Origin of the sequence: Ancylobacter sp. IITR112 (assembly GCF_041415945.1) — a bacterium.
Taxonomy (GTDB): domain Bacteria; phylum Pseudomonadota; class Alphaproteobacteria; order Rhizobiales; family Xanthobacteraceae; genus Ancylobacter.
The window spans coordinates 1,861,240-1,878,706 of record NZ_JBGCUS010000001.1 but is presented as its reverse complement, the minus strand read 5'-3'; the positions used below and the strand labels follow the sequence as shown (position 1 = coordinate 1,878,706).

The 17,467-nt window shown below is 64.9% G+C and carries 30 protein-coding genes; 12 read left to right on the top strand and 18 right to left on the bottom strand.

What is annotated here, in order from left to right; genetic code table 11:
* Positions 1-225 precede the first annotated feature (225 nt).
* From AAC979_RS09115 to AAC979_RS09035, 17 genes are all read right to left on the bottom strand, one after another.
* Positions 226-396: a hypothetical protein gene (locus AAC979_RS09115; RefSeq protein ID WP_371346519.1), complete on the bottom strand. Its 171-nt coding sequence runs from the start codon at positions 394-396 to the stop codon at positions 226-228.
* On the bottom strand, positions 393-2,156 hold the full coding sequence (locus AAC979_RS09110; protein WP_371346518.1) for a DNA cytosine methyltransferase: 1,764 nt from the start codon (positions 2,154-2,156) through the stop codon (positions 393-395). The genes AAC979_RS09115 and AAC979_RS09110 overlap by 4 nt, the downstream gene beginning before the upstream one ends.
* On the bottom strand, positions 2,153-4,777 hold the full coding sequence (locus AAC979_RS09105; protein WP_371346517.1) for a DNA methyltransferase: 2,625 nt from the start codon (positions 4,775-4,777) through the stop codon (positions 2,153-2,155). Before AAC979_RS09105 ends, AAC979_RS09110 begins: the two co-directional genes overlap by 4 nt.
* Positions 4,777-5,235, bottom strand: a complete 459-nt coding sequence (locus tag AAC979_RS09100; RefSeq protein WP_371346516.1) for a hypothetical protein — start codon at positions 5,233-5,235, stop codon at positions 4,777-4,779. The genes AAC979_RS09105 and AAC979_RS09100 overlap by 1 nt, the downstream gene beginning before the upstream one ends.
* Positions 5,235-5,750: a hypothetical protein gene (locus tag AAC979_RS09095; RefSeq protein WP_371346515.1), complete on the bottom strand. Its 516-nt coding sequence runs from the start codon at positions 5,748-5,750 to the stop codon at positions 5,235-5,237. Before AAC979_RS09095 ends, AAC979_RS09100 begins: the two co-directional genes overlap by 1 nt.
* Positions 5,747-6,832: a phage Gp37/Gp68 family protein gene (locus tag AAC979_RS09090; protein WP_371346514.1), complete on the bottom strand. Its 1,086-nt coding sequence runs from the start codon at positions 6,830-6,832 to the stop codon at positions 5,747-5,749. The genes AAC979_RS09095 and AAC979_RS09090 overlap by 4 nt, the downstream gene beginning before the upstream one ends.
* Positions 6,825-7,190 (bottom strand): LexA family protein, encoded by a 366-nt coding sequence (locus AAC979_RS09085; protein WP_371346513.1) that lies wholly within the window; start codon positions 7,188-7,190, stop codon positions 6,825-6,827. Before AAC979_RS09085 ends, AAC979_RS09090 begins: the two co-directional genes overlap by 8 nt.
* 3 nt (positions 7,191-7,193) lie before the next feature.
* Positions 7,194-8,231, bottom strand: coding sequence for a hypothetical protein (locus tag AAC979_RS09080; RefSeq protein WP_371346512.1), 1,038 nt, complete (start codon positions 8,229-8,231; stop codon positions 7,194-7,196).
* The gene (locus AAC979_RS09075; protein ID WP_371346511.1) at positions 8,224-8,430 is read right to left on the bottom strand and encodes a hypothetical protein; all 207 of its coding nucleotides are present in this window, start codon (positions 8,428-8,430) and stop codon (positions 8,224-8,226) included. The genes AAC979_RS09080 and AAC979_RS09075 overlap by 8 nt, the downstream gene beginning before the upstream one ends.
* Positions 8,423-8,602 (bottom strand): hypothetical protein, encoded by a 180-nt coding sequence (locus tag AAC979_RS09070; protein ID WP_371346510.1) that lies wholly within the window; start codon positions 8,600-8,602, stop codon positions 8,423-8,425. The genes AAC979_RS09075 and AAC979_RS09070 overlap by 8 nt, the downstream gene beginning before the upstream one ends.
* Before the next feature lie 78 nt (positions 8,603-8,680).
* Entirely contained in the window at positions 8,681-9,064 is a 384-nt protein-coding gene (locus AAC979_RS09065) for a ProQ/FINO family protein (protein ID WP_371346509.1), read from the bottom strand.
* On the bottom strand, positions 9,051-9,263 hold the full coding sequence (locus tag AAC979_RS09060; protein ID WP_371346508.1) for a hypothetical protein: 213 nt from the start codon (positions 9,261-9,263) through the stop codon (positions 9,051-9,053). Before AAC979_RS09060 ends, AAC979_RS09065 begins: the two co-directional genes overlap by 14 nt.
* Positions 9,260-9,505 carry a ribbon-helix-helix domain-containing protein gene (locus AAC979_RS09055; protein ID WP_371346507.1) on the bottom strand — a complete coding sequence of 82 codons (246 nt, stop codon included), beginning with the start codon at positions 9,503-9,505 and terminating at the stop codon, positions 9,260-9,262. Before AAC979_RS09055 ends, AAC979_RS09060 begins: the two co-directional genes overlap by 4 nt.
* On the bottom strand, positions 9,502-9,708 hold the full coding sequence (locus AAC979_RS09050; protein WP_371346506.1) for a hypothetical protein: 207 nt from the start codon (positions 9,706-9,708) through the stop codon (positions 9,502-9,504). Before AAC979_RS09050 ends, AAC979_RS09055 begins: the two co-directional genes overlap by 4 nt.
* Positions 9,708-10,016: a hypothetical protein gene (locus AAC979_RS09045; RefSeq protein ID WP_371346505.1), complete on the bottom strand. Its 309-nt coding sequence runs from the start codon at positions 10,014-10,016 to the stop codon at positions 9,708-9,710. The genes AAC979_RS09050 and AAC979_RS09045 overlap by 1 nt, the downstream gene beginning before the upstream one ends.
* 99 nt (positions 10,017-10,115) lie before the next feature.
* On the bottom strand, positions 10,116-10,370 hold the full coding sequence (locus tag AAC979_RS09040; RefSeq protein WP_371346504.1) for a hypothetical protein: 255 nt from the start codon (positions 10,368-10,370) through the stop codon (positions 10,116-10,118).
* A gap of 26 nt (positions 10,371-10,396) precedes the next feature.
* Positions 10,397-10,645 carry a hypothetical protein gene (locus AAC979_RS09035; RefSeq protein ID WP_371346503.1) on the bottom strand — a complete coding sequence of 83 codons (249 nt, stop codon included), beginning with the start codon at positions 10,643-10,645 and terminating at the stop codon, positions 10,397-10,399.
* A 248-nt stretch (positions 10,646-10,893) separates the two neighbouring features.
* Here AAC979_RS09035 and AAC979_RS09030 point away from each other — a divergent pair, with 248 nt between their 5' ends.
* The 4 genes from AAC979_RS09030 (at position 10,894) to AAC979_RS09015 (ending at position 12,682) form a co-directional block, all read left to right on the top strand.
* On the top strand, positions 10,894-11,127 hold the full coding sequence (locus AAC979_RS09030) for a hypothetical protein (RefSeq protein WP_371346502.1): 234 nt from the start codon (positions 10,894-10,896) through the stop codon (positions 11,125-11,127).
* Positions 11,120-11,458 (top strand): DUF3572 family protein, encoded by a 339-nt coding sequence (locus AAC979_RS09025; RefSeq protein WP_371346501.1) that lies wholly within the window; start codon positions 11,120-11,122, stop codon positions 11,456-11,458. Before AAC979_RS09030 ends, AAC979_RS09025 begins: the two co-directional genes overlap by 8 nt.
* A complete protein-coding gene (locus AAC979_RS09020; protein ID WP_371346500.1) occupies positions 11,455-11,703 on the top strand; it encodes a hypothetical protein in 249 nt (82 codons plus the stop codon). Before AAC979_RS09025 ends, AAC979_RS09020 begins: the two co-directional genes overlap by 4 nt.
* A 73-nt stretch (positions 11,704-11,776) precedes the next feature.
* Positions 11,777-12,682, top strand: coding sequence for a hypothetical protein (locus AAC979_RS09015; RefSeq protein ID WP_371346499.1), 906 nt, complete (start codon positions 11,777-11,779; stop codon positions 12,680-12,682).
* A 26-nt stretch (positions 12,683-12,708) separates the two neighbouring features.
* On the opposite strand, the gene AAC979_RS09010 is transcribed toward AAC979_RS09015, so the two are convergent.
* Complete coding sequence (locus tag AAC979_RS09010; protein ID WP_371346498.1) at positions 12,709-13,398, bottom strand: LexA family protein; 690 nt, start codon at positions 13,396-13,398, stop codon at positions 12,709-12,711.
* Positions 13,399-13,748: 350 nt separating this feature from the next.
* Here AAC979_RS09010 and AAC979_RS09005 point away from each other — a divergent pair, with 350 nt between their 5' ends.
* From AAC979_RS09005 to AAC979_RS08970, 8 genes are read left to right on the top strand one after another with little or no spacing between them, the layout of a single operon-like run.
* Positions 13,749-13,979 carry a ClpX C4-type zinc finger protein gene (locus AAC979_RS09005; RefSeq protein ID WP_371346497.1) on the top strand — a complete coding sequence of 77 codons (231 nt, stop codon included), beginning with the start codon at positions 13,749-13,751 and terminating at the stop codon, positions 13,977-13,979.
* Positions 13,976-14,137, top strand: coding sequence for a hypothetical protein (locus AAC979_RS09000; RefSeq protein ID WP_371346496.1), 162 nt, complete (start codon positions 13,976-13,978; stop codon positions 14,135-14,137). Before AAC979_RS09005 ends, AAC979_RS09000 begins: the two co-directional genes overlap by 4 nt.
* Positions 14,134-14,802, top strand: coding sequence for a hypothetical protein (locus AAC979_RS08995; RefSeq protein WP_371346495.1), 669 nt, complete (start codon positions 14,134-14,136; stop codon positions 14,800-14,802). Before AAC979_RS09000 ends, AAC979_RS08995 begins: the two co-directional genes overlap by 4 nt.
* Before the next feature lie 28 nt (positions 14,803-14,830).
* Positions 14,831-15,238 carry a hypothetical protein gene (locus AAC979_RS08990; RefSeq protein WP_371346494.1) on the top strand — a complete coding sequence of 136 codons (408 nt, stop codon included), beginning with the start codon at positions 14,831-14,833 and terminating at the stop codon, positions 15,236-15,238.
* A complete protein-coding gene (locus AAC979_RS08985) occupies positions 15,238-15,486 on the top strand; it encodes a hypothetical protein (protein ID WP_371346493.1) in 249 nt (82 codons plus the stop codon). Before AAC979_RS08990 ends, AAC979_RS08985 begins: the two co-directional genes overlap by 1 nt.
* A 42-nt stretch (positions 15,487-15,528) precedes the next feature.
* Positions 15,529-16,194 carry a DUF2312 domain-containing protein gene (locus tag AAC979_RS08980; RefSeq protein WP_371346492.1) on the top strand — a complete coding sequence of 222 codons (666 nt, stop codon included), beginning with the start codon at positions 15,529-15,531 and terminating at the stop codon, positions 16,192-16,194.
* 2 nt (positions 16,195-16,196) lie between these two features.
* Positions 16,197-17,135 carry an AAA family ATPase gene (locus AAC979_RS08975; protein WP_371346491.1) on the top strand — a complete coding sequence of 313 codons (939 nt, stop codon included), beginning with the start codon at positions 16,197-16,199 and terminating at the stop codon, positions 17,133-17,135.
* Positions 17,132-17,464: a hypothetical protein gene (locus AAC979_RS08970; RefSeq protein ID WP_371346490.1), complete on the top strand. Its 333-nt coding sequence runs from the start codon at positions 17,132-17,134 to the stop codon at positions 17,462-17,464. Before AAC979_RS08975 ends, AAC979_RS08970 begins: the two co-directional genes overlap by 4 nt.
* Positions 17,465-17,467: the final 3 nt, after the last annotated feature.

The following is a 17,467-nucleotide window of genomic DNA, read 5'->3' as shown; positions in this document are numbered from 1 at the left end:
CGTTTTAGGTGAGACGCGTAGGCTCCGACTGCCTTCCAGTACGCGGCCATCGGTCCTTTGTTTTGGCGCCAGCTTTTCTGCGCACGTGAACGCGCGTCGGTGGCTATCTCGCCTAGGATATCAGCCAGCAGAGCGCGTGTTTCCGGTGAAAGGTCCGCTATGCGTTTGGTAGACGGCAGGGCCAGGACCGGGTTACGAACTTCCGGCATCGAGCTTCGGGGTTGCTCAACCATTCCCGCTCTCCCGCGCCTCGGCAGCGGCCCGGCGGCCTGCTGCGCGCTCCTGCTTGACCGTCTTGCGGATGACCTTGCGGAGGCGTGCGACCTCCCTCTGGAGGGCGGCGGCCCGGCGACTGCAATCGCGCTCGGCGGCCTTGAGGGTGGAGAGGTCAGTCATTCGGCCGCCTCCTGGAACATCGGGACAGCCTCGTCCGCCATCAGCGCACCGACGCACGCCTTCATCTTCGCGACTGAGACCGCGTTGCCGATCTGCTTGATCTGCTCGGTCTTGGTGCCGGCGAATTCGTAGGCCTGCTCCTCGGTGTTGAACCCCATGGCGGCCGCGAGCTCGTGAGGCTCCAGCATCCGGAACAGGATGTCGTAGCGCTGCCCGTCGACCTCTCCGGAGACGAGGTTCACGCGGCCGGTGGCGCAGACCGTCGTGAGTGTCGGGATCGGCTGGTCAACATCTCGGGCCGTCGCGCCACCACCCGACTGCGTGACGGGCACGACCATGCCGAACCGATCCTTCACGGTCACGGTTGGTAGGGGGTCATCTTCGCAAGTGCAGCCCGCTCCATTCTGACTTGCCCCGTAGTAGGACATGATCAGCGCGTGCGCGCCGCCGGCGCCTCCGGTCGTCATGGTGGGGATCGGCTCATTGACCGAGCGCGGCGCGCCGCCCGAGGCCTGCGAGAGCACGAACGGCTCCACCAGCATCGGCCGGGCGCAGCCCGGACGCACCTCGGTCGCCGCGCCGCCTGTCGTGATGGTCGGCAGGGGATCGTTGGCGGTTCGTGCCGCGCCGCTATTTTGCTGCGAAAGCACCAGCGGCTCGGCCAGCCAGACGCCACCCTTGGTGTCAAGCGTCGGAATCGGTTCGGTTGAGACGCCCTTCGCCTGGTTGCCCTTGCGGCCGTTCATGATGACCGGCTCGGCGACGCCGAAGTTCTTGCCGCCGGCGTGGATCGTGCCGATAGGCTCGTCCGTGCTTTTTACGCGACGGCTATGCGGGTCTTGGTCGCCTGCATCGGCACCATGTGCGAGCGATACGACCACCGGCTGCGCCAGCCCAATGTGGGTGCCGTTAGCGGCGATGGTGGGCAGGGGGCCGTCGACGCTCTGCCCCGCCATGTGATTGCGCAGGATGACGAGGAACGGCTCCGGCCAGCCGAACTTCACCGCGCCGGCATAGATCCGAGCCAGCGTCTTCGGCGCGAGATCCTTCTTGCGGTTGAAGATCGACCGGCCCTTGATCTTCCAGTCGATGATCTCGCGCGCTGGCCGCCAGGTCTTCGACGGCGCGAACAGGCTTCCATCGGAAGCGCCGCGCTTGGCATGCGTCGGCATCGGCCAATGCACCCGGCGTCCATCCGAACGCGCCATCAGGATGAACCGCTGGCGGGTGGTGGCGTCGCCGTAGTCGGCCGCATTCAGCTTGCGCCATTCCGGCTCGAAGCCCAGCCGCTTCAACGTCTCGATCCACGCATGGAAATACTCGCCCTTGCGCGCCGCAATGGGCTTACCCGTCTTGGGATCGACCGGCCCCCAGCCGGTGAACTCCCACACATTCTCGATGATGAGGCGCTTGACCCGAAGCTCGGTGAGCCAGGTGATGATGTGCCACGGGTCGCTGCGCTGCTGGTCTGAAGTCGGCTTGCCGCCGCGCGCCACCGAATGGTGTGTGCAGATCGGCGAGGCCATCAGGAGGTCGAGATAGCCATCGGGCACCAGCAGGTGCGGCCGCACGGTGGCGATGTCCTGCACATAGTGCCGGGCCTCGGGATGGTTGCGGGTGTGGGTGTCGATGGCGACGGGCCAGTGATTGACGCAGACGAGTTCCATCTCAAGCCCAAGCGCTGAGAGCGCTCGTTGCGCACCGGTGGACGAGCCGCCGGCGCCGCACAGGAGATCGGCGACGAGCATCTTGCGGGTCATTCCGCAGCCTCCGCATTGGCGGTGGAATCCGCGGCGAGGAAATCGAACAGAGACGGGGTTGCCCTCTTGCGCTCCAACGCCTCGAGGTACTTCACACCGTCGAGGAAATAGCCGTGATGAAGCTCGGCTGCCCGGCCCCGGCGTCCCAGATGAAGGGCCCGGTTGGGCACCGTGAACAGCCCGCCGAAGGGGTCGAAAACGAGCTCGCCGGGGTTGGTGTAGCGAGTGATGCAGCGATCGACGATATCGAACTGCAGGGGGCAGACGTGGAGCTCCCGGCCGGCCGAGGCCTGCGCCGTGTTCAGGGTGCGCATCCGATCGACGTCGTGCCAGACGTCCGGCCGGGTGCTGGCCGGCCAGAGCGACATGAACACCGCCGGCAGGACGCCGCGGTAGTCCAGCTCCTCGCCGATCCTCACATGGGTCTCGTAGTCGTAGACGGTCTCCAAGCTGAACTGCTTGAAGACCTTGCCGATGGTGGAAGGATCGAGCTGGGCGATCTCGTCGGCCGTCAGCAGGCGGTTGCCGCTGGAACGCCAGCGCGCATGCGCGTCGGTCTGCCAGCGGGCCCGGGAATAGCCGGTGCCGGGGACCGGCCGGCCCTTGTCGTCGAATTCAACGATGCGGCCGTCGAGCATCTCGACGTGCGGCTTCTGCTTCGTCACCGGATCGTCGGCATAGGCGCGGGATCGATCGGTCGGCAGCTTGCGGAACACGAGGACGAATTCGGGCGAGCCGAACCCCATCTTGCTGCTGTCTTTCGCGTTCTCGGTCCAGCCCAGCCGATAGGTCTGGTTATTCTCGCGCACGACGTCGGTGTCGATAAACACCATGCCCATGTAGGCGAAGCCGTGCCGCATGAAGTGCGTCAGGGTCTTGGCGTGGAAGGGGTTCACCGTCGGCGTGCCGGCGCCTGTGACGGAGCCGAACAGGATCCGGTCCTTGACGTGGATGCAGGCCATCCGGCCGGGCTTCAGGATCCGGAGGAGCTCCGGCGTCAGGAAGTCCATCTGCCCGAAGAAATGTTCGTCATCGTCGGTGTGGCCGAAGTCGTCATAGGTGGGCGTGTATTCGTAGTGATTGGAGAAGGGGATCGAAGTGACGATGAGGTCGACGCTGTCGTTCCCCATGCGCCTGCACTCTTCGACGCAATCGTTGTTCGCCACCAGCCAGCCGTCGCCGCTGGCCTCGATGCGCTGAACGCCGATGGAGCGCTGGAGCACCTCGGCCATACCGGCCAGGCTGAGCCCGTGCTTGCGGATGATCTCGCTCATGCGCGCGGCCATTTCCTCATGGCGCGCCCATTTGGCCTCGAGGTCACGGCGCGCCGCCCGCATGCTCTCGGGATAGATGATGTCGATCTCAACGGGGTGCTCCTGACCGAAACGCTGGATGCGATGCACGGCCTGGATGAAGTCGTTGAACTTGTGCCCGACCCCGAGGAACACCGCCTTGTGGCAGTGGCGCTGAAGGTTGCAGCCGGATCCGAGCATCACCGGCTTGGCGGCAAGGAACGGGAAGCCGCCGTCGGAAAAGGCGATGATGCGGTCCTCGCGCTCTGCAAGATCCTGGGTTCCGAACACCGAGCGCACGCCGGGCACCGCCGCCTCGATGGCGCGGCGCTCGTCCTCAAGGTCGTGCCATAGGATGCGGTGACTCTCCGGATCGGCTGCGATGATGTCGCGCATCCGGGCAATGCAGGCCGGCAGGGCGGCGCGGCGCTCGCGCGCCTCCTCCGATAGCCCCTTGGCCTCCGGCCGGATTAGGGCCATCTGACCGTCGCGGTCGGCATTTGAGCCGATCAGGTCGACGGGGACCTCATGCCAGCGGACAGTGAGCGGCGGGAGGTCGTAGCCCTCGTCCGAGAAGCCGAGGTCAGAAGGCTTTTGCAGGAAAACCGCCCAGGTCGACACCCACATCCAGAACTCGTGTTCCTTATGGGGGTAAAGCGTGAGGTCGCCGGCCTTCTCGGAATTGCGCTGGAAGAAGCGGGTGAGCGCCTGGCCGGTATCCATGATGCCGAGGAACCCGGCGTAGTGGATGAGCTCTTTGAACCGGTTCGGCGAAGGTGTGGCTGTCGCGACGAAGCGGAAGCGGACCTTGTCGAACAGCGGCAGGAACGTCTGGAAGGTCTTGGAGCCGAAGCTGCGCAGGATCGACGCCTCGTCGAGGCAGGCAATGGTAAACTGGCCCGGGTCAAGCTTCCCTTCGCGGATCGTCTCGTAGTTCGTCAGGAATATGTGGTCGCCACCATCGGCGCGGGCCGCTGCCAGCTCGGCTTCCGACTGGATGAAGCGGAGCGACACCGCGAAGTCGCCCAAGAAGCGGAGCCGCGCGTCGCGGAAGAACTCCTGCCGGACGCCCAGCGGCAGCACGATCAGCGCCTCGCCGCCGGCGCGGCCCTTCAGCAGTCGGCAGAGCTCGATCTGCGTCGACGTCTTGTGCAGCCCGAAGCTGGCGAAGATGCCCCGGCATCCGCCGGCGGCTGCCCATTGGACGACGGCGCGCGTGAACGGCTTGAGGTCAGGATTGATCTCTTCCAGCGGGACAGAGACGCCGGTCGAAGGTGCGACCTTCATCTTGGCTTCGAGGAACTGACGATAGGAGGCCGGGGCGTTCATCACTGGTCCCCCCGCGCGTTCCGAATAATCAGCGTCAGCGCCTGGATGATGGAGCCTTCATCCATCCGCATCGCGCGCAGCGCGACGGAGCAGGCATAGAGGTTGGAGGCGACCTGCAGCGGGTCGATGCCGCGGTCGATCCACCAAGCCTCCTCGCCGAAGCGGTGCTGCGCGCCGGAGCTCTCGGTGTGCTCCCAGGCGCAGAGCGGCACGGTCCATTTGTCGTCCGGCTTCACGCCGATTCCGGTGATCTCCTTGCCGAACTGCGCATTGGCGTAGCGGATGTGTGCCGCTTGGCCGGCTGGCGTGTAGCCGCTGATGAGGCAGGGAAGCGCGCGGATGAACCGCAAGTGATCGGCGTCTTCAAGCCGGGCGCGCAGATCGCGCGGGCGACGCTGCCGACGCGGACGATCGGACTTGAGCCGGGGCTTGATCTCGGTTGCGACACGGAAGTTCATCAGCGCCCCCATGCCGCATAGCCGAGATCAACGCCGCCCCGGTAAGGCTTGCGAGGATCTCTAATGACCACTTCGGGCTTGAAGTTGTCCGATGCCGTCGGGAAGAGCTTGCCGTCGGCCGTCCGGTTGGCGATGGCGAGCAGCACGTCGCCAATGCACGGCAGGCCGATCTCAGCCCAGTCCGCCAGCACCTTGCCGCGCAGTTCCCTTTCCACCTCCAGCAAGCTGGGCGGGGTGGGCAATTCGGCGACCGCAGCTTCCGACAGGCACCAGAAGGCCGGGTGCGTCTGCGTGAGGCCCATCAGCCAGGCGAAATGCAGCTGCGTCACCAACTGCATTCGGTTGGCTCTCGTGTCGGAAACAAGCCGTTTCGTCATGGCTCGCGCGATTGGCTCCTGGTCGAACCAGAAGGGCGATACCCAACGGCTGCCGCGATCAACGCGGACAGCGCCGCGCGGGAAGGTGGCGCGGCCATAGGCGTTGCGGGTGATCTGGACGCGATGGGGTGTGGTCATGACCGCACCTCCGGCATGGCATTGTGCTCGACGCCGTCTAGCAGCCGGCCGGCAGCGCGCTTGCCGACGCGGATGGACGCCTTGTGGTCGGGCTCCCACCAATGCCAAAGACGGCCGGTAGTGGGCCCAAAGGGCGGCGCCTCGTCCATCGGCCCGTCGTCCGCAGAGAAGAAGCGCGCGCCGGGATGTTGGCCATCTCTGACCAGATCTTCGTGCAACCACTCGCCCCACTGCTTGAAGAAAAACGCCGTGCCGGCGGCGGCGCACTGGTCGCGCAGGGAGCGTGCCCAGTCCGGGTGCATGGGCCGGGCCTTGGGGCCGCTCTCGCCGCCAACGATCACAAGGTCGAGCTTCGCCCGTTCTTGGCCGCTGCCGGAAATGTTTTCCGTGATGGCGTAGCCGTCCAGCGCGTCGAGCATCGTGTGATGATTGGGAGCGATGCGGATGCGGCGGAGGTTGAGCGGCCCGAGCAGCGGCTCGGCGCTGACGAAGCGGATGGAGGCCGGGGCGGCCAGCAGATCCGGCACGCGCTCATCGGCGCGGCGCTGATCCTCGGTTGAGACGCCGAGCCAGACGTTCGGGATGGGAAAGGGCACGGCGCCGAGGGCGGCGACATCCCCGAGCAACGCGCCGGCTTTGCGTGCCGCGTCCGGCCAATGCAGCATCCAGTCGCCCGCCCGGGTGCCGACATAGTCGCGCATGCGCGCCGAGCGCTTGGTCAGCACCATGAAGGTGTGCTGCGGGGCGAGCGCCATGATGGCAAAGACGCGATCAATCCAGTGGTCGGGCGCGTCCTCATGGAACAGGTCGCCCATGGAATTCACGAAGATGCGGCGTGGGCGGCGCCAGTGCAGGGGCTGGGTGAGGATGTGATCCGGCGCCACCTTCAGCTTGCCCGACCAGATGGCGCCGGCCTTGCTGGACTGCGTCGTGCCGGCATAGTGCGAGGCGGGCTGCATGCGCTCGATGCGCGCGGCCTGCCCCATGGCGTAACAGTTGGTGCAGCCAGGGGAGACAATGGAGCACCCGACGATGGGATTCCATGTCGCGTCGGCCCATTCGATGCCGGTGTGATCACCCATGGTCCGCCTCCAGCTTCGCAAGGACGGCGTCCTCAGCCCGGTCGGCTGCGGCCCAAAGTTCAGCGCCAGCCAAGAGACCGACATCGCGGGCCTTCTTCCGGAGCTTGATCGCGGCGACGGCTTCGGCGGCGATGTTCAGCTTGCCGTCCGGCAGTCGAACGACCTCAATGGCCCTCGCGCGATGACGTAGGCGCCGGATGAACCCTCGTGTTTCCAGCGAACTGAGCAACAGATGAACGCTGTTGAGGGATTTCAGGCCTAACGCCTCGCCCATCTCGCGGACGGCCGGCGCGCATCCGCGGTCGCGGATGTGGGTGTCGATGAAAACGAGCAAATCATGCTGGCGAGGGGTGAGCATGGCTTAGATCGCCTCCGCCATGTCGAAGTCCTCACGCCGCCCGTCGGGGCCTATGGCATGGAGGTGATGAGGAACGCGGCGGACTTCGCGTTCGGCCTCGGCGCGGGTGTACCGGCCGGCGCGGTTTTCATCGGCCGTGTAGCCGCAATATTGGGGCGCATAGAAACAATCGTTTTTGCGCGACCAGATGCGATAGATCGGCTCATCACCGAAGATGATGCGCTTCAGCGTCTCGGCGCGACTGTAGTGATGAGATGAGACGGCTTGGGCGAGCTCCCGCTCAAGCCGGTTGCGGCGAGCGCGACCATTGCGCTTGCGGCGGAGGTCTTCAGGTTGCTCGACATAGATCTCGTGGCAGGCCTGGTTGAGCAGGCCATGCGGGCCAGTGACCACCCACCACATGTTGTTGATGTTGTAGAGCGCCGTGCCTCGGACGATGCGGCCCTTGAAATCCGTCGTCCAAACAGTGGCGCCGTGCTCGATCTGAAAGCCATCTCGGCTCTTGCCGTTGTAGGCTTGGTCGCATTTCGGACGGCCAAGCTCCTTGTAGCTGTGCCAGCTCTCGGCGTAGCCCGCCTCAATGTAGGACATTGCGGTGATGGCGCCCGTGCTCGGCGAGGGTCGGGAGCGCGAGACGGTGACATCGGCGCCCGCCCTCAGCGTCGCAATGATGGCGCGCTCTTCGAGATCAAGCCGCAGACGGTCGATGTAATCGAAGCGGCCACGCTTATCGAAGTCGTAGCGGTGGCCGTTCTGGTTGACCTTCTGCCACGTCTCGGTCCAGCACTCGAATTCGATCGCCCGACCGCTGAGCCGAAGGGATGCCCGAAGGTTCCCCTTGCGTGCCATGCGGTGGTGCTTCGACAGGCACCGATAATGCCGGTGCGTGTGAGCGTCGCGCGTGACCTTCCACCCGCGCGAGCGCAGCAGACGGATCAGGCCGTCGAATATTTCGGTCTTGAACGTCGGGTCGTTGGGATTGTCCTGCCAGATGCCGACTGTGGTGTCGTGCATGCGCACGTCGAGCTTGCGCTCACCCATGGGCCGCCTCCCGCCCCTCGCACACCGCCTGGACGCGCCGGCTGTTGCGGGCGAGGCGCGCGGCCTCGTGCCGATGCTGGGCGATCTCTCGCTCGTCATAGCCGGCTTCGAGAAGCAGCAGGGCCGTCTCGCACTCGTCGGAAAGGTCGACGGAGGACTGCGCGAGCGTGATCGACATGGCGTGCGTGACATCAACCACGGCGCACCCCCGGATCATCGCCATAAGGCTGGGCGAACGGGTCGGGAAAGTCGTCCTGGTCAAGCGCACGGTGGCGGATGACGGCGGCGGCAAAGCCGAGCGCCAGGCCGACGGCGACGCCGATCAGCATGGTGGACCAGTCAAATCCAGCGAGATCGCAAACCGGTGGCATCACAGCCTTCCCGTCTTGACGGCGGCCCAACCGATCACGGCGGCGACGAACAGCGCCACGGCGGCAAGGCGCGTGGCCTCATGCAGCACGGTCTTGAGCATCGGGTGCCCTCTTGTTCGGGGTTTCGCGGCGTTCCAGCTGCTGGCGCGCCAGCTTGGCGTGGGTGATCGACACTTCGCCGGCCGGCCATCCATCGAGATCCAGCCGGGCGGCGCCGGCGGCCATGGCGCGCAGGTAGGAGTTGCCGGTGGTGTAATCATCCAGCGCGATGCGGATGAGCCGGCGAGAGATGTCCGGCACGGCCGCGCGCAGGTCGTTGTGGATGCCGAGCTTCAGCGGGCGCTTGGGCTCGCCCTTGGGGGCGAAGCAGCGCGGGAAGCGCTCTGCCAGCAGGGCACGGGTGGCCGTCGCTTCCAGCCGCCATCTGCGGCGCTTTTCGCGGCGTTCATCAGCGGCCGACATGGGCCACCTCGAACACGCTGTCGCGCAGCTTGCGGGCGGCCTGCCGGCGGCGCCGGGCGCTTTCCAGCTTGGCGCGGCCTTCCTGGATCAGCCGATGGCCTTCATCGGCCTCCAGGCGAGCGTGCTCTTCCTGCTCACGCGCGGCGACATAGGCCGGCGTGCGCTGCAGGGCGCTCTCTCGGTCGGCAAGGCCGCTCATTGCTGCGCCCTCGCCTGATAGTGGCTGAGCACGCGCAGGCGCAGCGCCGAGGAGAGGTTGCCCTGGTCCCGGGTGCTGTCCACCTCGCCGACCACCTCGGAAAGGGTGCGCTTGGACGCGGCGGCGATCTCGCGCAAGCCGTTCCAGAACGCATCCTCCATGGAGACGCTGGTCTTGTGGCCGCCGATGACGATGGAGCGCTTGCGGACAGGTGAGACGTGGTCGGGCGACGGGGAAATCATGGCGTGGCCTCGGCAGGGGTTGCGGCGCTGCGGCGCTTCATGTGCCGGCGGGCGCCCTCGTAGGATTTCAGGGTGCGGCGGATGGACTGAGCGAGCTTGGGGCAGTCGGCAGCCTCGGCATCCTCGAGCGCGGCGCGCAGCCGGAAGCCGCAGGCGAGGGCGTGGAAGACCTGTTTGGAAGATGCGGGGCGAGGCTTGGACATCACGCCACCTCCGCCGGCCGGCGGTTCACCGGCAGCTTCAGCACGCGCGGCTCGGCCAGATACTCGGCGGCCACGGCGCGCACGTCCTGCAGGCTTTTTCCCTGGTCGATATCGTGAATCACCCGGCGCAAGCCGTTGGCCAGACGGGCAGCGGCGGCATTGGTGATGTTGTCCGCCCGGTCGCTGCGCCGGCCGACGATCTCGGCTGCGAAAGCCCCGGCAATGGTGGCGGCAAGAGCGCCGCCGAGCGCGCCGATTGCGATGAAGGGAAGGGGAGACGTCAACAGGCCGATGGTGATCTGGCTCATGGCTCACTCCAAGGGAGCGGAGAAAGGAAAGACGGCCGGGCCGACTTTGGGTCATTGGGGAGGAGCGGCCCGGCCGGGCGGTTCGGTCCCCGCCAGAGTTCAGAAGGTGATGTCTTCGTCGACGAGGCCGGCCGGGTTCCCTTCGCGATGGAAGGGAACGGCGGGGGCCTCGGCGTCGTAGCTCTCACCGCAAAAGGGGCAATAGGTCGCCATCAGCGCCGGCGGCTCAAAGCGCTCGCCGACCCTCAGCGGATGGGTGGAGACGCAGGCGCGCGCCGGGCCAACGGGGTTGGCGACGATGGCGGTGTTGTGCCGCGCCAGCAGGGCGTTGATCTCGGCAGTGCAGCTGCACATGGCGGCGGCTCCGGGTGAGCGGTTGATCAGAAAGGGATTTCGGGATCGTCTTCTGCGCCGCCGGAGCGGCTATTCGCGCTCCGCAGGTCGATCGTCTCGACGTCGATTTTCACGGCGGCACTGATCGCTTCGAGAACGTAGAACCGCATTCCAGGATTCAGCCGCGCCAGACGCACGGCTTCGTCTGAGGCAGACGCCAAGGTCTTGTGGCGCACCACTGGCGGGCGCTGGCCAAGGCCGTAGACCATCCAGAACTGATCATCATGCTGAGCCATGGGGCACCTTCCATCAGAAGGGGAAGCGTGCCCGGCACTCAGCCGAGGGGCGCGGGAGACTGTCGCCGGGCACGCATCAGCGGTGTGCTGATGAGGGCAGTATGAGATTATCTCATAGATGCCGTCAAGGCGGGTTGTGAGATAATCGCACAGCATTTCGCATGCGGAATGAGATCGATGGCGACTCGACTCCCGGCTTGATCATTAACAGAATGAGAACAGACAGTGAACGAACGGGGCCCAATCCCATGGATGAGACAGCGATCGCCGCCCGTTTCCGGCTCAAGGTGCGGTGCTTCAATTGCAAGGTCGACACGATTCACACGGTCGACGTTCCAGTGGCAGACGATGCCCCGGACGGCATCGACGAGCTGCTAGATAGTCAGCTTCTGCGGAACCAGAGGTTCACCTGCAGGTCATGCGACGCCGCGATCGGCGTGATCGTTGGTGTCACCGAAGACCGGGAGGGGATCTATGCTTAGCCCTCCTCGTTTGGATCGCGACCGCGCCGAGTGGATCGCCATCCGTGCACTAGGGGCCATCGCCGAGGATCGTGTTCGGCTAGAGCGGTTCCTATCCATCACCGGACTGATGCCGGGTTCAATCCGCGCCTGCGCGTCAGATCCTCGCTTCCTCGCTGGCGTGGTCGACTACGTCGCTGATACGCCCGGCCTGATGGAGGAGGTCGGCCGGGAGATCGCTTGCCAGCCGGCTGACTTTGCCATGGCGCAGTATGCGCTGCGCGAGCTGCCCGCATCCAAGCCAAGGCCGGGCGTCGTCAGGCTACCCATTCCGCCCAGGAGAGTTTCATGAGCAAGAAGACCTTTTTCGTGGTTCAGCCCTTTGAAATGCAGAAGGGGAAGAAGCTCAAGGCGGGCGTGCCGATGGAGGTGCGTTCCGCCGAGGAGGCGGACAGGAAGGCTCAGCGCCTCAGCCTGAGCAAAGCCGGAGCCGTGGCGTTCTCTATGGAGGTTGAGCCAGAGAGCGGCGACGCCGAGCCGCCGGTGCTCATTGGCAGCTATGGTGAAGTGCCAGAAGATGTGCTGGACGCTGGGTGAACCAGCGGGGCGGCGAGTAAGTCAGTGACCTAAGGGCTTTGCATGCTACGATCTCCTGGGGTGGGGGGACGACATGCAGGTAGCTATTCCACATAGCATCACCTATGACTTCGACGCGTCAGCGTCCGTGTCAGAGGTGACGAGGGCTCTAGTCGCGCAAGAGAAGCTGTTGCGAGAATCCTTGGTCGTGTTGACCGAGATGTTCCCGAATCTCGACATTGAATCAGTTCGAGTTTCGGTTCGAAATGTCTCTCAGGAAAGCCCCCTTCACCAGACGCTACAAGCGATAATAGTTGGGGCCTATTCGCCGGAGATCGCAGAGGAGATGCCAGACATCATCAACGCCCTTACAGGGTACGATGTCCCGGATTCTTTTGATGGGCTCATCTCGGTTCTTGTATTGCTGCTAGCCTTGTACGGGGTTGAGTGGCTGTTCAAGCGCATGCGTAAGGCAATCTCTCCAGTCCTGTCGCGCCAGAGGAAGAGATTGACCGAGCAGGCCGCATATCGTGCAGGAGTGACCGAGGCCAGCATCGAGAGGGCCGTCGAGCGTGCGCTATCAAAGCGGGAGCGCGCGACGAGTTCTGCCGCGATTGATCTTCTCCGACCCGGCCAGCGCCATGGCGCGCGGTCTATTTCCTCGGGTGATTATGCCAAGCTAGAACGGGAGGTTTTGGACGAAGTGCCTACTGAGGCGGAAATGGCCGCCATCGAACCAGAGACGAAATCCGCCGACATTGACAATATCGACGTGGAGTTCCGACGTCACGATCTTGATAAGCCGACTGGATGGGCAGCTGTTATAGATATTGTCTCAAAAGATCGTGTCGCGTTGCATTTGGCGCCTCACATCAATCCAGCTTCTATATTCGACCAAAAATCAGTGAAGGCGGATGTTACCGTGACATACGTAAGTAACATCACCGGAGAGTATAAGCCGTCTCTCTATTATATTCGGCAAATACGAGAGCCATTCTAAACGCCTCGCTGGCCGCTGCTATGGCCTCACCACCTCACCGGCCGCGTCACGTCTGTGACGAGGGCGACGATCTCGACGGTCTTGCCATCATCTGCATGCAAGTCGGTATCGACGACGATGGGCTTGTAGCGGGGATCTGTTGAGCGAGGGTGGAACGTGTATCCGTCGTCTCGAACCTCAAGCTCCTTCACGGACCATTCGATCATCTGGCCGTCTGATGTTGACCGCTGGATGATGACCGCCATTCCCGTTCGCGGCACCTCGCGGGTGTCCTCGAAAACCGGGCCGCTCACGCGGGCGCCGTCAGGTATCGGCGGATCGAAGGCATTCATCGAGTTGCCGCCGACGTCGAACACAACGATGCGGGCCTGAGGGTACCTGGGGTCTCTCGCAACCAGAACCTCATCCGGGTCCTGGCTGCCGAGGGCGTCGATCTCTTGGAACAGTCCAGCGCTTACCTGGCCGGAGACGGGTGTCGGCACCATGGTCGCCCGGACTGGGCGCGCGTTGTCGGTTGGCGGCGTGCCTTGGGCTAGGGATGCGAAGAATGCTTCCGCCCTCTCCAACTCGTCTGGCTGAACCCGCCGGAGGCCTCTCACGATCCGATTGACCTTCGACGGATCGTCGAGACCGATCTGCCGCGCGAGTTCGGACTGCGACACGCCAGTCGCTGCCAGTTGGTCGGCAATCCATTGCTGATGCTTGCTTAAGGCCATGTGCGATTTTCGCATTATGCCTGCGCTGCTGTCCTGTGCGTTTGTCTCATAATTGGTGTTGACGGCATTGTGCGATTATCTCATAGTCGCGCTATGCAATGTGAGCCCGCGACTTCTCTCATCAACCGCCTTGGTGGCCTGACGAAGGTCTCGGGCGTGTGCGACGTCAACGTCTCGACCGTTCAGCGTTGGCGGATGCCGCGCGACAAGGGCGGCACCGGAGGGTTCATCCCTCATTGGCACGCGCGCCGCCTTCTGGACCACGCGGCCAAGGAGGGGATCGCGGTCAAGGCAGAGGATTTCTTCGCCAGCGAGCCTGCGCCCTCTGCTGATCACGGGAGGGCGTAGGGATGGGTGGCTTTCCGAAGCATCTGTGCACGTTCTGCGGCACTAACGCTGATCAGGTGCGCTACCTCATTGCGGGGCCGAACCATCAGTTCATCTGCGATGGATGCGTAACCCTGTGCGCTGACATCTGCCGCATGGGTATCCGCCGGGACGACATGATCGCCCGTCTGTTGGTCTGGCGGCAGCAGATGACGCCGGGCCAGGCGGGCGCTGACATTGGAGCGGCTGGATGACGTGGCCCGTTGTCGTTGCTCATGTGTTTCGAGCCGCAGTCGTGCTGACTGTGTTCGGCTTCACTGCGTGGCTGGTGTTTTCCCTCGGTGCCAGCGGCTGGTGGTTTCTGATGGCACTCGTGATCTGTGCCGCGGCACTGGGTGAGGGCGACAAATGAGCCTCACCCGCAAGATCATCGACTTCCTGACCGGCCGTCCGTCGCCTCGTCCCCTGCGCTTCGACGACAGCACGAGCATCGTGCCGGGCGACACGGTGCTGTGCATCGCTGGCGGTCGTTGGACTACGGCTGTGTCTCGCGATGGCGTGGTCGAGCCATTCAACGATGTTGGCCCCGTTGAGGGCATGACCTACTCGGTTGTGGACGTTGTGGCGTTCGAATGTGGGGCTATCGGCCTGAAATTGCGGGAGTGTCCCGGCGTGCTGTGGGCGGCTCGCTATTTCCGCAAAGCCCGCACCACCTCGATCGACTGCTTTAAGTCTCTGCTCAATCCGAGCCCCGAGGAGGTCCTTGCCGGGACCGCCGGGGGCAATGACTACGACATTCCTGCGCCATCCGTTGCCGCGGACCAGCGCACCAGTTTCCTCCCGGGCGTTTCCTCTCGGTGCCTCACGGCCCGCCTGCTGCTCAGTGGTGGTGGCGGGCCGTCCTTTCTCCATCGTGTGACCTCTCGTGAACGTCGCGTCTCAGTCGAGACGGGCACCGCCGGCGCCCGGCCCCTTGGTGGCTGTGGTGGAGGTGGTGAGCCCCCGTCGCGTGGTGATCAGCAGATCACCACAGGAGGCACCCGAGGTGTCGGAAATCTCACCCGCGCTCGCGGGTAATTCACCCAAGGCTATGACGAGGGCAGCAATGTCGTCCGCATGCGAAGCTCACGATCTGATCGGCCAGATCGCTGGCGCCCAGGCTCTGGGCAGCCCGATCAAGACCGCGCTCAGCATCGTCGCGCGCCGCACCGGCCTCACAGAGCGCCGCGTGCGCGGCATTTGGCACAGGGAAGCGCGCGCCATTCGCGCTGAGGAACTTGATGCGCTGCGGCGGGCGGCCGAGGCGCAGAAGAAAGCGGAATTCGATGCGGAAATTTCCGAGCTGCGAGCGCGTCTGGCTCGCCTTGAGGCGGCATCTCCCGTCGCCGCTGCGCATGCGCTTTGCGGAGCGAGCGAAGGCGAAGGCCAGGAAGTGGCTCGACAGGGCCGAGTGGTGGCGCCGGGACGACTGAACTCGCCCACCGGCCCCCGCTTTCGTCCGGAGGCGTTCTGATGCCCCGGACCTATCTCAAAACCGCTGATCCCCGGCCGACGCCGACGGAACTGCGCCGGCGGAAGCTGGCCACGATCCGCGCCGAGAAGATGGCCGAATATGCCCGGCGGAAAGCCGCGCACGATGCCCGGGCGAAGACCAGCCGGGAGCTTTTCGAGATCACCACAGCGCTGCTCGCCACGGAGCTGAAGCAGCCCAAGCCCGCCGAGCGCCCCGCCGCGCCGGTGACGGACCTTTTCGCGCTCTGATCGTCAGAACGCTGCGCTTTTACCCACGCCTTGGAGGGCGTCATGAGCATCGGGACGAATACCGCCAGTTCTGAACAGCTTCGCTCCTATGTGGAGCGCATCGAGAACATCCGCGCCGCCAAGAAGCAGCTCGCCCAAGACGAGGCTGCGGTGAAGGCCGAAGCCAAGGCCGCCGGGTTCACGCCTAAGGCCATCCTGGCTTGCGTCCGCATTCGCGCAATGAAGCCGCACGACCGGGCGGAATCCGAAGCGATGCTGGATATGTATTTGCACGCCTTGGGCATGGCCTCTGAGCCGCCGTTGTTCCGAGCCGCCGGCCTGATGTCGATTGACACCGCCGTGAAGGAGCAGGTCATCGCTCGCATGGCGGACTTCGTTCCGCCGCCCGGGGCCGGCGAGATCGTGGTGAACATGGGCGGTGTCCCGGTTCGGCTGTTCCGCGACAAGGATGGCGTTGTTCAGACGCAGGAGGTGGTGGAGAAGCCGGCGCCGGCTCCCGGCTCAACGACACCGGCGCGCGCACCCACGCCGGACGTGCCCGATGTTGATCTCCCGGGCGCGGAGCAGATGGGCCGCGACTACGCCAAGGACAATCGCCCCGTCATCGACAACCCGTTTCCGTTCGGCGACGCTCGCCGCGCCCGCTTCGATGCCGGGTGGCGCAAGCAGACCGGCAATGACGGCATGGGCCCGGACGAGGACGATTGATCATGTCGTCCGAGGTCGACGTTACCGCGTTCGGCGATCTGCTGATGCCGCAGGAGGCGGCCGAGCCGATCCTAGCCAAGCCGGTGCGCGGTGCGCTGCTGGAGTGGCTGACCGAGATCTGGGCGGAAGATGAGTTGAGAGCCGCCAAGCTGCAGCCCCGTCGGCGTGCGATTTTCGACGGGCCGCCTGGAGTGGGCAAGACGACACTCGCGCACCACCTCTCGGCCCGGCTCGGCCTGCCGATGCTGGCCGTCCGCCCGGATCGTCTGGTTGACAAATGGCTCGGGTCCACGGGCAAGAACATCGGCGCTCTGTTCGATGCTGCCTCGCGGGGAAAAGAGCCGATCCTGCTCTTTCTCGACGAGTTCGACGCGATCGGCATGAAGCGGCGGGAGGCCAGCCAGGGAGCGGAGGATGAGCGCAACAGCTTCGTCAACACGCTCCTGCAGTGCATTGATCGGTTCGACGGGTTCCTGATCGCGGCGACTAATTTCAGCGGTCACATCGATCGAGCGATATGGAGGCGGTTCGACGTTCACATTTCGCTCGCTTTGCCAGGCCAGTTCGAGCGAGAGCGCATCCTCGCTCGCTATCTCGACCCGCACGGACTTCCTTCCAGCGCCCTCACGGCGATGGCTGAAGCTCTGGAGACTGCGTCTCCCGCGCTCATCCGCCAGTTGGCGGAGGGTTTGAAGCGACAGATCATCATCGGGCCCAAGGTCGGCTGGGATATGGCCAAGGGTGCCGTTGTCGACCGGCTTCTGGCTGCTATTCAGCCTCACCCTGACCTTGGAAAGCCGCGCCTTTGGAGCCTCGGCGCGGCGGATAGCGCAGTGCGAGCTTTGCCTTGGCCTTTGCCGCTCGCAGCCGACTGTTCTGGTGCTGCTGAGAACGCCCCGGAGAGCGAGAGCGCCGTCGTTCCGTTCAGGAGGGCGCCATGACAGATCTGCCTTGGCAGGAACTGGCACGATCTCTCCGAGAGCAGGGCGAGAGCATCACCGCAATAGCGCGGGCGTGCGGCGTGTCCAAAGACCGAGTCCAGCGCGCTGTCGACCCGACCTATGCCGCAAGGCGTGCAGCGCAGGTGCGGGCGCGCCGCGCCCAGCAGCCTGAGAGGTCTGACACGAGATATCGGCCGCGCCGCCCTGAAATCATCCCGACCGAGAAAACCGTGGTGCGCGAGCGCTGCGACGGCACCCGCATATCGCTGCCGCGCGTGCTCTGGCTGGAACGGCAGATGCCGGACGGCCATTCCCTTTGCCCCCGATGAGGT